The organism is Flagellimonas olearia, assembly GCF_004150225.1.
Lineage (GTDB): Bacteria > Bacteroidota > Bacteroidia > Flavobacteriales > Flavobacteriaceae > Flagellimonas > Flagellimonas olearia.
The window spans coordinates 94,071-108,187 of record NZ_ML142914.1 but is presented as its reverse complement, the minus strand read 5'-3'; the positions used below and the strand labels follow the sequence as shown (position 1 = coordinate 108,187).

The window sequence follows — 14,117 nt, the reverse complement described above, 5'->3', positions numbered from 1 at the left end:
TTTCCCATACAAGGAGTTCCATTTCATTATTAAATACTTCGTTATTGTTTTCATGATACTTTTTTTAAATGGTTAGAACCCTACTTTAAGTCCCAAGGTCAGTTGTCTCAGTGGGGGCAATCGGTTGTTGAGTGTCTGTTCCGGATCGGGCCCCTTGTATTTGGTAAAGGTCAAGAGGTTCTGCCCTTGCAGGTATACATTGACATCCAGACCATTTTCTAGATGGGGCACTCTATAGTTCAAGGAAATATTGCGTACCCTGATAAAAGAGGCATCCGACACGGCGGCACTGCTCCTTCGCTGAAGGTCTCCATTGTTGGAGCCGGCTATCAATCCGGACGAGGCGACTTGATAGTTGTTCATGTCACCCGGTTCCCGCCATCTATCATGGTAGAGTTCGACACCGGCATTTCTCCTAAACCCGGGAACCGCGTTGTCCCGGAGGGTATTATAACCCTTTTGCTTTTTGAACTGTAGGAAAACATCAAAGGTCATGTTGCCCCAGTTGAGGGTATTCCCGAGACCCCCATAAAACTTGGGTGCCAGGTCCTCAATCCATTCAAGGTCCCCACTGCTACTGATGTTCCCGTCCCCGTTATAGTCCTCGATCACGTATTGTCCAGTGTCGGGATCGACCCCAAGGGATCTGTACAGCTTTACGATGGATAAAGGTTCACCTATGACATAGCGATTGGCAAAAGTGGAAGTTTCCAGACCATCATAGCGCACAAGTTCACTCTTGGGAACCGATATATTAAAAGTCGTGGACCATTTAAAGGTTTCCGTACTTAGATTGGCGGAACGAAAATCCAACTCAATACCCGAGTTCTCCACCGTGGCATCGAAATTACCGGTAAGCTCGGAAAACCCGGTCGTGGCCGCCAAGGGCACCCCCACCAGTTGATTGGAGGAACGGTTCCTGTACCATGATGCATTTACAAATACACGGTCCCTGAAAAACCCAAGTTCAAGCCCTGCCTCCAGTTTTTTGTTGACCTCCCATCCGAACAAGGGATTAAAAATGCCCGAAGGACTCAGAATGGCGACCCCGTCATAATCGGAACCTGTGACAGTATAGGTATCCAAGAACTGGTAATCCCCGATATTATCACTCCCTGTGGTACCAAAACTGCCTCGGAGTTTTCCAAAACTCAGTACGGAACTGTCAGAAAGGGGGGCCTCTTCGGAAAAGATCCATGCCAATCCAACAGCACCGAAATTCCCGAACTGTTTGCCCGGACCGAAGCGGGAAGACCCATCCCTCCTTCCCGTCAGGTTTAGGATATACCTGTCCAAAAGCTTAAGGTTGACCCTCCCGAACACCGCATTATATTTATAATCGCTGTCGACACTGTTTCGGACCTCCACACGATCGGCAGCTGTCAGGTTAAAGATCAGGGAATTGTTGGGAAAGCCCGTACCCCGCATCACCAGTTGCTCGGTGGTTTCCTGTTGGAAAGTGGTCCCCAAGAGTACATCCATGGAAAGCTTTTTCCAATCCGTTTTCCATTGCAACTGGGGTTCAATGATCCATGAATTCCGCTTGGAACCATTTGTGGTCAGGCTGGAATAACTTTGCGGGGTAAAGTTGAACCTTGGGTTTCTTGCCGAACTCGGCAGGGTCCGGTACGAATCCAAACTATAATCCGTATAGCCCATGCTCGCCCTTACCTCCAAATCCTTCACAAGCTCATACGAGATCAGGGCATTTGCCATAACAGTTCTGGTCTTGACCCCAAATTTCTCTTCAAGGGCTGCCAAAGGGTTGTCCCATGTATTGTTTTCCCAATTGAGATTACCATCCTCGTCAAACAATGCAGGTGCATTCGGTGCCAGTGTATACGCTTGAAAGCTTAGGTCTGATCGTGGCAATAGATTATCCTCCTGGCTATAACTGGTGGACAGGTTCAACCTGAACCTCTCATTGTCCGATCGGTGGTTGATATTGCTATGCACATTGGCCCTTTTATAATTGGCATCCCCAGGAAAGACTGTCGTTTCCTTCAAAAAGGCCCCACTGACCAAAAACTGGGTACGTTCACTTCCCCCGGAAACCGAAAGTTGGGCATTGTTCCGATACGCCGTCCCCCCTATAAGTTCCCTTTGCCAATCGGTATACCTATTTTGGTCCCATAGGGTAATATCGGGCCAATAAAAGTCATAGGCGGGCACGCCCAAAAACCCATCAAGACCATCATTGCTGACCCCTTCCCTTCTCACCTCCAGATATTGCTGGGTGTCCATCAGATTCATAAATTGGGAAACCTGGCCAAGGGAAGTACTCAGGTGGGCATCGAACCGTGTTTTACCTGCCCTCCCCTTTTTAGTGGTGATCAGCACCACACCATTGGCCCCTCTTGAACCATATATGGCAGTGGCATCGGCATCCTTAAGTACTTCGATGCTCTCAATGTCATTGGGATTGATAGCATTCAGGGGGCTGATATCGCTGTTCACGATATCCCTGGATATATCCTCGGAACCTAGGGATTGGGATCCGTAGGGCACCCCATCCACAATGAACAAGGGGTCGGTGGCCCCATTGATAAAATTCCTCCCACGGACCTCAATGGAGTACCCTCCTCCCGGCAGCCCTGTGGACTGCACGATGTTCACCCCTGACATATGCCCTTGCATGGCGGCCAATGGGTTGGCCACAGGTTGCTTTTCCATGGTCTTGGCCTTGATCGTGGCAATGTTTCCTGTACGTTCTTTTTCGGAAACCGTATAGTACCCTGCATTGAGCACCACTTCGTCAAGGGCACTGACACTTTCTTCCAACTGCACATTGATGGTGCTCTGGGTACCTACTGTAATCTCTTGGGGGGTAAAGCCCAGATAGGAGAAGGCCAGGACCTGTTCTGGATCGACTACTTGTATGGTGTAGTTCCCTTCAAAATCGGTCAGGGTTCCCCTTGTGGTTCCCATCAATATCACGGTCACCCCCTGTAGGGGCACCCCGTTGGTATCGGTCACGGTCCCGGTTATTTGACGTTGGAAGGCCTGTTGTTTGGGGCGGATGATGATCCGGTCGTTCCGGCCCAGGATGATGTTGAAGGCCTCTCTCTGAACGGCCTGTTGTAAGAGCTGTTCAACGCTGACCCTTCCTTTTTTCAGGTCGATTTTGGGTGCATTCGCGAACAGGTCCTCGGGATAGATGAAACGGTATTTGGTCTGTGTTTTGATCAGGTCAAACACTTCGTCCACAGTCAATGTCCGGTCCGTGGCCACGGTCACCCTTTCTTGGGAAAAGGTGGTCTTGGTCGTGAGTCCGAACATGGTGGTACAGAGCAAGAAGATAAAGGTTCTCATAAGGTACAGGAAGAGCGTTTGGGGCCTCCCATGTGGTTTGGTTGTTCCAATTTCCATAAATTTGTCTTGTGTTAGTTATACAATTCGTTGATTGGCACTGTAGGGACGAAGTCGGCCATCGGCAAAATGTTTGGCTTCGCTCCCTTTTTTTGTGCGTTTTGGGCAGGGGTTTTATCCCCTTGAGTGAAAAAATCGGTGCTTAGCTACTGTCCATATCGGTCTATTTTAAGGTTATGGTATTTCCTTTTATCGCATAGGTCTCGATCATATCAAAGTCTTTGATATTGTCCAAGATCTCCGTGATCTCCTGTTCCCGGCCCAATGCGCCGGTAAATCCTTGTTGGGCCAGTTTGGGGTCTTCGAACACTGCCTCCATATCGTACCAGCGTGATAGCACCTTCATGATCTCTCCTAGGGCCATTCGGTTGAAACTGAACACACCTTCTTTCCAGGAAATCTGGTCGTAGACATCCACTTGGGCCGTGGAGAGGGTTCCCACTTGCCGGTCCCATACCGCTTGAAAGCCTGGGCCCAGGGTGCTGGTACGCCCTTGTACTTCCAAGGCCACCCGCCCCTCTACCAGGGTGGTGCGAACCTTGGTCTCGTCTTTATAGGCTTTGACATTGAATTGGGTGCCGAGGACCTCTATTGTCTGTTCAAAGTGGTTGACCTGAAACTGGGTTCCATTATTTTCCGTACTGGGGGCTACCTCGAAATAGGCCTCGCCGTAGACCAGGTCCACTGTTCTTGGGTGGTCCGTGGGAAAGGATACCGGATATCGTAATTGTGATTCGGCATTGAGCCATACCTTGGTCCCATCGGAGAGCTGGACAAAGAACTGTCCTCCTCTGGGCACCGTTATGGTGTTGAAGGCCGTTTCGGTCACGGTAGTTTGTGCATAGACAATCTCCTCCCCATTGCTGGTTGCGTTTTGGGATTGGTAGTTGGCTCCTTTTTCAAGGGTGACCTTTGAACCATCTTCCAATGTCAAGATTGCTCGGTCACTTCCCACTTGAATCTGGTTGTCCACGATCACGGGCTTGCTCTGTTTGCCATTTTCGTCAAACACCTGTTGTGTCAGTACATACCCGAGCCCAAGGGCCAGAATCAACAGGGCTGCATACTTTAAAATGCTCGTACGTTGTTTGCGACGGATGTGTGCCTGCTTCTGGTCGATATGATTGATGAGGACCGTTTTAGTATGCTGGGCATCATAGTTGTCCATGATTCGGTTCACTGCCACGTTGACCTTAATGTGTTCCACAAACTTCGGGGCATTGGGGTTCTTTTTCACCCATTCCTCCAGGGCAAGGAGTTCGTCCCTATTGGCCTCGTTGGCCAGGAACTTTACAATTAGGGTCTCGATAGCTGGATCCATCCGTGTTGTTTTATCCTAAGACGAACCCGGAAAAGGGACACCCTGACGCAAGGTTAAAAAAAATTGATATTTTTGTTAAGGACCTGTTATCGGACACCCCCATGGAAAAGCTTCCCCAACATGACACTGCACTCCTGCCCTCCCTTAGAAAAGGGGATCGGAGGGCCTATGCTACTTTGGTGGAGCTATACTATGTGGAACTCTGCCGCTATGCGGCCAATCTTTCGCGGGATGCCTATAAGGCGGAGGACATCGTGCAGAACGTATTGATCCGGCTCTGGGAAAAACGGGAGCGGTTGCACCCGGAACTGGATTTGAAGCGCTACCTCTACCGTGCGGTCTATAATGAGTTCGTGGACCAGTACCGTAAGGAGATGGCCACCACGGCTTTGGAGAAAAAGTATATCGAGGAACTGGACGCCTATTTGGAGAAAGAGGATCCTGAGCGAATTGAACGGCTCATGGAGATTGTCCATCGGGAAATCGATCGGTTGCCGGCCAAGTGCAGGGAGACCTTTCTATTGAGCCGAAAAGAAGGGTTGACCTATGGGGAGATCGCCGAGCACATGGGTGTATCGGTCAAGACCGTGGAGACACAGATGACCAAGGCCTTTGCCCTGCTGCGGGAAAAAGTGGGCGAAAAGCTCCAATCACTCTTGTTTCTACTCTTTGGTGGTCAAGGTAGCGTGGTCCTATAATTGGGTTTATCATCTCTCACATACATTTTATAATTGTCCCCTTAAGTTTAAGTTTTCTCCGGACTGGAAATTCACAATTTTTTTGAAGCATCCATAAAAGGGACCGAACTTAGTAGGAACATAGGTTCCATGAAGTCCGGTCCTCATTTTTAGTCAACCCATCAAACCAAAATGTAAACATCGAAGTTTTATGATTTGGTTGGTGTGTGTTGTGGTTATGGTCGCTCTTCATTGTATCGCGTTCAATTTGTTCAGGCATATTTGCCAATGGCCCAATGAACTGGATTCTTTGTTCTTTTTAACGGCTTTTTTAATATCTTTTTTTAGGGATATTAGTTGCTGCATTAAAAGCCCTTTTGAGTAATCTGTATAGTCAAATTTTTTATCCTCTACCCTAAAGCTTGCCTCTTTCCGTTTTACTATATTAATCAACGTATCGATATAAGTGGATTGTATTTCTTGACGTCTTGGCGAAATGTCAGCCCTGATATCCTTCAATTCTTGAAACAGGCCTTCCTGTAGCATACTGATCATTCCCCATAGTACTGCTCTCTCCATGTGCTCCAACCTCCCCATTCGGGATACACCCATCAGTTCAGACAATAATTGTAATTGATAGACCAATAACATATCGGTACCGTTTATATCATCAAGTCGATATTCAAAACTGGGATGTTCCAGCCATTGGGGTACCTCAAAGGCATTTTGGAGCAAAAACCCAAGGGCCTTACGCTGTTCCCCCATGGAAATGGGCACATATACGGCACCGGGCTGAGCAGCTGATTTATAATGGATCGTATAACCGCCCACGAGGGAAAGTACGTGACGCATTTCATAAAACCAGAGTTCCAAGGTTTTCTTATAAAGCCGTTTCAAAAGGGCATCATCCGGTTGGTCCCGGTTCAACTTTGGCAATAACCCCATGACTTTTTCCATATTTCGAAGCCCTAGTTCCGTACTCGTTATGGGGTCACGATTATCCACTGCCTCATGGGTGTTCCCCGGTCCTATCCTACCATACCGATCGGCATTGAACCGATACCATGGAATACTATCATAGGCAAGGATAATGCTATCTAAAATAGGTCGCTCTTCAAATGGGGAAGTAACCTTAGGGAAGTTGCTATAGCCCCATTTAATTTGGAAAATATCCATAGGCCCTACTTTTTGCAACAACAATGATGCAGGAATGCTATCCTCGGGCTGTGCAATATAGTTATGCCTTGCATAGTTCATGATGCTTGGTGTATGCCCCATTTTCCGGAGCCATTGCACATCCCGTATTTTCTCCAAGGGATAGGCATATTCCCCGTAATTGCCATCCATAAGTCCCAAGGCATGCCCTGTTTCATGGGAGGTCACATACTGAAAAAGTTCCCCTACCAAGGATTCGGGTACGGGATATCGTTGTGCTCTAGCATCCATGGGCGCACAGCGTACCACATATTCATCCACAAGACTGCGCGGGGAGGAACTGATCAGAATATCGGCCTTAAGGATTTCACCGGTTCGTTGGTCCACGATCATTTTCGCCGTTGACCCGCTTTCCTTTTCCGATCCACGAACCCCTGAAAAATTCTCCCATCGAATCATGGAATAGGTCACACTGTGACCACTTGGTGCTCCTTCCGGCAAGTCCCGTACCTTAATCGCATTTTTGAATCCAGCTGCTTCAAAAGGGACCGACCATGCCAATATTCCCGCTCGGATATAGGGTTTCCATAGATCCGGAACATCAGGGTGAAAATAAAAGGTGATCGGGATCACAGGTTCACTTAATGTCGACATTGGGTCCTTTTTCTCCATGCGCCAACGCATAATGGCCGCCTTGTAATTATCCGTTCTTTGGGCATCCCATACATCTTCCAAATAGTATCCCATCCTGTGATCGAACAATCGGGGTCGCATAGGCCAATCGGTCAACTGATAAAAACTGAAATCCACCTCAATGGTCTTGGACGTAGTGCCAGTATTCGTTGTCCGTTTCGTTCGGATGACGGTCTCCCCATCCAATTTCTCCACCTTATAAATGTATGATTTTCGAAGATCGATACGCTCAGGGGAATCATAGGCAAACCACTTCATATCATTGGACAATATAAGTTCGGTAGCATCTATGGTCAGACCACCGGTATCGTTTTTATCCTTGATGATCTTGAACTTTCCCAGGACCCGTTCTTCGATCTTGTAGTCGTCATCAATGGGAATCCATTCGCCAAGGGTAGAACGCACCCGGTGTTGGGTCAATACCACCTGCTCGCCGAGGTGTAACCATCGTACCATTAATTGACCTTTATGATGTCTTACAAACAGCATAGGTTCTCCGATAATCTCCCTATCCAGCACCAAAAAAAGCCGATTGTCCTCCAGATAGGCCCCTATACCATTATTGGCCTGCCCCCAAAGAGGGCAGGCCACCCCAAGAAGTAGCGCACTTAGAGCAAGAGCCCTATGGACAGTGCGTTTCCTTCCCAAGGCAATGGAGCTAATCCAAAACATAATCTTAATAACCTTCATTTTGAGGGGCCAGGTTTGGGTTCAACAAAAGGTCGGATTGGGGAATGGGCAAGTTGACGGCAAAAGGCTCCCATTCCGGTTTGATGACACCTAAAATGGCATCGGCCCTAGCGGTCCGTTTCAGATCGAAAAATCGATGTCCCTGTTCCGAAAACAGTTCCACTGCCCTTTCTTTATAAACTGCATCCAACAAAGCTGTACCGGACAGTCCCGAAATCGGTGCAAGCAATGCCCGCTGTCGGACCCGGTTCAGATAAGCCAGCGCCTCGGCATCCTGGCCCAAATGTGCATAAGCCTCCGCACCTATCAAATACAGCTCGGACAACCGGAGCAAAATGGAGCATTCCTGCGTACTGGGGCTTGGTGCGTTCAACTTGTATTTATTGGCATAATACCAGGTTTCACTGTCACCAACGACCTGGCCCACCCAGGCCTGCAAACGGCCATCCCCAGCTTCGAACCGGTTGATAAAATCGTTGTTAAGGGCCGAGTTCGGAGGTGGACCTTCCGAAAAGACAAATGTTGATCCCTCTTTGGTGTTGTTGCCCGGGATGCCCGAATCCAACTGCCAAAGGGTTTCAGGGCTGTCCCTTTTAAAAACCAACAGCAAATCCTCTTCCAGCCCGAACGGACCGTCATTTTCCACCTCCAGGACCTCTGTGAGGGCATTCGACCATTCTTCCCGATACAGGTAAAACCGGGCCAAAAACGCAGTGACCGTCCAATAATTCGGTCTGTAATTGTCCGCTACTTCCACTTGGGCCAAGAATTCCTTTGCCAATCTCAAATCTTCGAAGATCAAGATGGAAAGTTGCTCCAAATCCATACGGCCTACTTTACTGTTGATGTCAAAATTGGTCGAATCGATAAAGGGCACCGGACCGAACAGTTCCATTAAATGGAAATGAAGGAACGCCCTCAAAAAATAGGCCTCGCCCAAGAACCGATCGATATCCCCTTGTGCAAGATCCGTGGAGTTTTGGACTCCCTCCAAAATACTGTTCGTTGCATAGATCAGTTCATAAGCCCCGTCCCAAAGCCGTTCCACACTCCCATTGGAGGACGTTAGGCGGCCATTGGCAAACTCCTGAACTTCGGGCAATACGTTGCTGTACAGGGTTAGTTCATCCGTGTAATGTCCCATTAGATAGGATAGTCCCGATACGGTCCCAGTCGTGAACACATCTTCCCTTAGTTGGGAGTGGATATGTGCAAAAGCAGCATCGACGGTGGCCGCTTCTTCGAAGACCACGCTTCCCGTGAGTTCATTGGTCGGGGGAGCTATGTCCACGAATTCCTCGCAAGACCCCAAAAAGAGCCCCATCATCAGCACGAAAAGTGAAGACCGATGGATTGTATGCATAATACCTTGTATTGTTTTATATATAGATGTCATAGTGGTGTGATTAAAAAGTGAAACGTGTTCCTAAAGTGACCATGCGCAGCGGGGGCACTGTTGCACTGTTCTGCGTCTCTGGGTCCAACCCCAGATAGTTGGTCCATGTCCAAAGGTTCTGCCCCCTGAGAAAAAGCATACATCCCAGGCCCTTGTCCTTCTTGGCCACCAGGTTATAGGACAGCGACACGGTCTTTAACCTAAGAAAGGAGGCATCTGAAATGCCAGCATCACTGGAAACATAGTTCCGATAGCTCTGTATGGCCTCTGGGGACTGGCCCGCCGTAAATCGTTGTATATCGGCATCCGTTTCGGATGGAGTCCATCTGTCCAACACCTCCTTGGGCTGGTTGGCCAATCCTCCTGGGGCCACCCCTCCCGTTGACCAAAAATTCCGCCCCAGTTGTTTGGAAAACTGGAACAGGGCATCAAAGGTCAATCTGCCATAGGTCCATTGACTGGTGAACCCGCCAAAGTATTTGGGGTCCAAACGTGCAATGGCCTCTCGATCATCCACACTGGTAATGACCCCGTCATTGTTAAAGTCTTCGAATACATACAATCCCGTTTCCGGGTCAACGCCATTGACTTGGTACACCTTGGCGATGTTCAGTGGTTCACCAACTTTCAAACGATTGGCAAAGGTCGATCCTTCCAAATCGGGAAAAGACTCCAATCGGGTCTTGGGAATGGTCAGGTTAAAGGAGGCTTCCCAACTAAACTTTTCACTACGGGCAATCATGGCGTTCAGGCCAAATTCCCAGCCCTCGTTCAAAACGATGGCGTCCAAGTTGTCATTGACACTGGAGAAACCTGTGGTTGCTGGAAGGGGGATGCCGACCAATTGGTTGGAGGACGTATTTCGATAGTGAGCCGCATTCAGACGGATTCGATCTCCCAAAATCCCCAATTCAAGGGCCACTTCCCGCTTTTCATTGGATTCCCAACTAAAATTGGGATTGAAAAGCCTAGTGGGAAAGATTCCAACGCTGCTCTGATATTGGTCTATCCCAAAAGAATAGGTGTCCAAGTACTGGTAGTCCCCTATTTGATCGTTTCCGGAGGTTCCCAAACTGGCCCTAATCTTTCCAAAACTGAGCCACGGAACATACTCCTTGAGAAAAGGTTCCTCTGAAAAGACCCACGCGGCACCAATAGCCCCAAAATTTGAAAATCGATTTTCAGGGCCAAAACGACTGGAGCCGTCCCTTCTTCCCGTGAGGTTGAGCACATACTTTCCCTTGTGGTTCACATTGACCCGACCAAAAACAGCCTGATACCGATACTGTTGGTTTACATCCGCCAAACCAATGGTGGTAGTGGCCGCCGATATGTTCTCTATAAAACTGTTGTTGGAGAAACCAAGGGCCAACTGTGACAAACGTGCTGTTCTACGATCTTGAAAGGAAAGTCCGGTCAAGACCGTAACACTGGTATTTCCCAATGAAAGCCCATATTCCAATTGGGGCTCCACGATCCATGAGGTCCTCTTCCCGGTATTGTGAATCGCGGAAGAAGACTCACTGCCAATACCAAAGGCCGGGTCAAAGATGGTGGAGGGGTTGGTGCGGATTTCCTTCAAATGGCTTTCCGTATATCCAAGATTAACCCTTGCCTTGAACCCATCCCATAAGGTATAATCCAATGATGCATTGCTGACCATGGTCGTCGCATTGTAGCGAAATGTTCCCTGTTGCCGAGAAAGGGGATTGTTCCAAGTGGAGTTTTCCCAATTCAAGCTGCCATCAGAATTATATAGCTCAGGTGCATTGGGCGCAAGGCTAATGGCCAAAAATGTAATATCATTCGCGGGCAGGTCATTATTGTTCCACGTAAAATTATTGGACCATTGCAGGGAAAGCCTATCGTTCTTGGAGGTAAAGCTTACCTTCCCAAGCCCAGATATCTTCTCGTTCCGGTAATCCCCTTTAAAAACACTGGTCTGACCATGATAATTCCCACTGAGCATAAAACGGGTACGCCCTTCCCCTCCAGTGATCGAGGCTTGCAGGTTATTGACATAGGAGGTGTTCCCGAACAGTTCCCGCTGCCAATTAGTTCGCCTGTCCGGGTCCCATGTCCCATTGATATCGTAGGCATTAAATGGCAAGGGATCAATACCATCATTGGCATAGGCTTCCGTCCGCATCAACCGATATTCGGCCGCATCCAAGACATCCATGGTACGGGAGGCCCGCCCAAGTCCACTTTCCAGACCGATGCTCACCCGGGTTCCGCTAAACCCTGTTTTCTTTGTGGTGATCAATACCACCCCATTGGCACCCCGAGACCCATAAATAGCGGTCGCATCCGCATCCTTTAGGACTTCGATACTTTCTATATCCATGGGGTTGAGCGTGTTCAAGGGACTAAATCCCCGTCCCAATAGAATTCCGGATGCCGCTTCCTCCCCTATGGAAGAGGAATCGTAGGGGACACCATCAACAATGTACAAGGGCTCATTGCCCAAATCCCGCACACTGTTCCTTCCGCGTATCTGAATGGAAAAACCGGATCCTGCAATACCAGAGGTCTGTACGACCTCGACCCCGGGCATTCTTCCCTGCAAAGCAGCCAAAGGATTGGAAATGGGCTGTTTTTCAATCTCCATACTGGACACCTTCTCGATACTTCCCGTACGTTCCTTTTCGGTCACGGAGTAGTATCCTGCATTTAAAACCACCTCATCAAGTTCTTGCACACCTTCCTTGAGTTGTACGTTGACAATGGTTTGGTTTCCAACGGTTATTTCTTGGGTGGCATAACCAACACTGGTAAAGACCAATACATGATCGGGGCTGGGAATAGTAATTTGATAGTTGCCGTCGAAATCCGTTGCCGTGCCCAGAGTTGTTCCCTTTACCATTACAGTAACCCCGGGTATGGGGGTTCCCGCTAGGTCGGTGACGGTTCCGCTGACCTGTTGTTGTTCGCTCTTTTTCCGTTCCTTGATCAAGATGGTGTTGTTCTTGGTCACGACAACGTTCAGGTTGGCCTTGGACAGGCTTTTGTTGATGAGCTTGTCCATGCGTATGCTGCCTTTTTTCAATTCGACTTTGGGAAGGTCCTTCAATAGTCCTTCATGGTAGATGAACATGTACTCCTTGGTCTGCGACTTAATGATCCGAAAGACTTCCTCTACTGATACGGTCTTGTCGGCATCGATCATGATGCGTTGGGACATGCTTTCCTTGGGGGTCAGGCCAAATGTAGCTACACAAAATAAGAGTACTAATGTCCGCATAATGCATTTTAATATCCCATCTATTTTATGATAGCGGGGATCTCTTTTATTAATTTCCATAAATTTGAGTGTTACTTGTTAGTTATTTAACTGATAATGACGTTAGGGGGGTATAGTCTGAACTGTCCAGGTGCCGGCTATATTCCTCCTTTTTCCACTTGCCGTATAGGCAATTATTTCTTACGGTGCTAGGTTTTTGGTTTCATACTTTTGGTTTTAGTTGTTATTGGTTTTTCGTTTATAGTTTTTGGTTATGGGTTGTCACTATTTACTTTTCATTTTAAGACAATCGTGTTTTGGTGGATCTCGTAGGTCTGGATGATATTAGTTTCCATCAGGGCGGATAAAACTTCCTCGATGGTATATTTTTTATTGATGGAGCCGATAAAGCGTTCCTTTCGCAAAGTGTCGTTTTCAAAGACGACTTGCATATCGTACCATCGTTCCAATACCTTCATGATATCTTCGAGCGGGGTGTAGTCAAAACTGAACACGCCTTCTTTCCAAGAAATTACATCCGATACGTTTACCTTGCTAAGTGATATGGTCTTGTCTTGGACATTGTATTGTAACTGTTGGTCGGGCAACAAGTTTTGCCTGCCTGCCGGCGAGGCAGGTGTATTTCTATCATAGGACAGGGCCACCTTTCCTTCGACCAAGGTGGTGTAGATATGGGTCTCGCCGGTATAGGCCTTGATGTTGAACTCCGTACCCAGTACCTGTACGGTTTGATACTTGTTGTGAACTTGAAACTGTGAACCTTCGTTTTCCGAACTTGGCGACACGTCAAAATAGCCTTCCCCGTAGACCAGTTCAATGACCCTTGGTTCTCCATTTTTAAAGGCCACGGGATATTTCAATTGGGATTCCGAATTGAGCCATACCTTGGTCCCATCCGCTAGGGTCAGAAAGAATTGGCCTCCCCTTGGAACGGTCAACGTATTGGTCGCTGGTCCGTCATTTTTTGTTTTTGGTGCTGGGTTGGAACCATAGACGATTTCTTCCCCATTACTTCTTGCATTTGCGGATTGGTAATTCGTGCCCTTTTCGAGGATTACGGTACTGCCATCCTCCAGGGTCAGGGTGGCCTTGTCCGTACCGGGCCGTATTGTATTGTCCACGATAACAGGTGGTGTGTAAATTGGCGCTTTGGCTTTCTGACCTATGTACAGTCCAAGGGACACGATGACTAGGATAGAAGCGGCCACGGCCGTTGCGTTTGTCCATAGTCTTCTGACCTTATTCTGCCGTTCGGCTTCTCGGATGTTGATTAGGAGTTTTGTTTTCTCCTGCTCGGTGTCAAAATCTTTCATGATATGGTCAATGGCATAGTGGGTACGTACAAAGGATTGGAACTCCTCGGTATGGCCCGGTGCTTTGATCCAATGTGTCAACTCGTCCAGTTCTTGGAATGAGGCTGCTTGGTTTAGGTATTTTACGATGATTTGCCGTATTTGGGAGGTCATGGAACATGTATTTTACTAAAGCTACTAAGAACCTCAAATCCAACTCCCCTAACGGTTTTAAAAATTTTTTTTCATATTTACCTAACCAAAGCCCAAAAACCAGGTA

7 protein-coding genes are annotated in these 14,117 nt (G+C 48.1%); 1 reads left to right on the top strand and 6 read right to left on the bottom strand.

Annotated elements, in window-relative coordinates; genetic code table 11:
* Positions 1 to 72: 72 nt before the first annotated feature.
* Both DN53_RS16085 and DN53_RS16080 read right to left on the bottom strand, forming a co-directional pair.
* Positions 73 to 3,369, bottom strand: a complete 3,297-nt coding sequence (locus DN53_RS16085; RefSeq protein ID WP_242502200.1) for a SusC/RagA family TonB-linked outer membrane protein — start codon at positions 3,367 to 3,369, stop codon at positions 73 to 75.
* Between the two features lie 163 nt (positions 3,370 to 3,532).
* Complete coding sequence (locus DN53_RS16080) at positions 3,533 to 4,690, bottom strand: FecR family protein (RefSeq protein WP_129655937.1); 1,158 nt, start codon at positions 4,688 to 4,690, stop codon at positions 3,533 to 3,535.
* A gap of 101 nt (positions 4,691 to 4,791) precedes the next feature.
* Here DN53_RS16080 and DN53_RS16075 point away from each other — a divergent pair, with 101 nt between their 5' ends.
* Positions 4,792 to 5,388, top strand: coding sequence for an RNA polymerase sigma factor (locus DN53_RS16075; RefSeq protein WP_129655935.1), 597 nt, complete (start codon positions 4,792 to 4,794; stop codon positions 5,386 to 5,388).
* A gap of 228 nt (positions 5,389 to 5,616) precedes the next feature.
* Here the strand turns inward: DN53_RS16075 and DN53_RS16070 are convergent, their stop codons facing one another.
* The 4 genes from DN53_RS16070 to DN53_RS16055 all read right to left on the bottom strand — a co-directional run bounded on the left by DN53_RS16070 (position 5,617) and on the right by DN53_RS16055 (position 14,011).
* Complete coding sequence (locus DN53_RS16070; RefSeq protein ID WP_129655933.1) at positions 5,617 to 7,905, bottom strand: zinc-dependent metalloprotease; 2,289 nt, start codon at positions 7,903 to 7,905, stop codon at positions 5,617 to 5,619.
* Positions 7,892 to 9,268, bottom strand: coding sequence for a RagB/SusD family nutrient uptake outer membrane protein (locus DN53_RS16065; RefSeq protein WP_165357469.1), 1,377 nt, complete (start codon positions 9,266 to 9,268; stop codon positions 7,892 to 7,894). The genes DN53_RS16070 and DN53_RS16065 overlap by 14 nt, the downstream gene beginning before the upstream one ends.
* A 43-nt stretch (positions 9,269 to 9,311) precedes the next feature.
* Positions 9,312 to 12,545: a SusC/RagA family TonB-linked outer membrane protein gene (locus DN53_RS16060; protein ID WP_242502199.1), complete on the bottom strand. Its 3,234-nt coding sequence runs from the start codon at positions 12,543 to 12,545 to the stop codon at positions 9,312 to 9,314.
* Positions 12,546 to 12,820: 275 nt separating this feature from the next.
* Entirely contained in the window at positions 12,821 to 14,011 is a 1,191-nt protein-coding gene (locus DN53_RS16055) for a FecR family protein (protein WP_129655929.1), read from the bottom strand.
* Positions 14,012 to 14,117: the final 106 nt, after the last annotated feature.

Bases quoted from the DNA above. Each gene is read 5' to 3' on its own strand.
- DN53_RS16085 (WP_242502200.1), bottom strand. From the start codon at position 3,369: ATGGAAATTGGAACAACCAAACCACATGGGAGGCCCCAAACGCTCTTC.
- DN53_RS16080 (WP_129655937.1), bottom strand. From the start codon at position 4,690: ATGGATCCAGCTATCGAGACCCTAATTGTAAAGTTCCTGGCCAACGAG.
- DN53_RS16075 (WP_129655935.1), top strand. From the start codon at position 4,792: ATGGAAAAGCTTCCCCAACATGACACTGCACTCCTGCCCTCCCTTAGA.
- DN53_RS16070 (WP_129655933.1), bottom strand. From the start codon at position 7,905: ATGAAGGTTATTAAGATTATGTTTTGGATTAGCTCCATTGCCTTGGGA.
- DN53_RS16065 (WP_165357469.1), bottom strand. From the start codon at position 9,268: ATGCATACAATCCATCGGTCTTCACTTTTCGTGCTGATGATGGGGCTC.
- DN53_RS16060 (WP_242502199.1), bottom strand. From the start codon at position 12,545: ATGCGGACATTAGTACTCTTATTTTGTGTAGCTACATTTGGCCTGACC.
- DN53_RS16055 (WP_129655929.1), bottom strand. From the start codon at position 14,011: ATGACCTCCCAAATACGGCAAATCATCGTAAAATACCTAAACCAAGCA.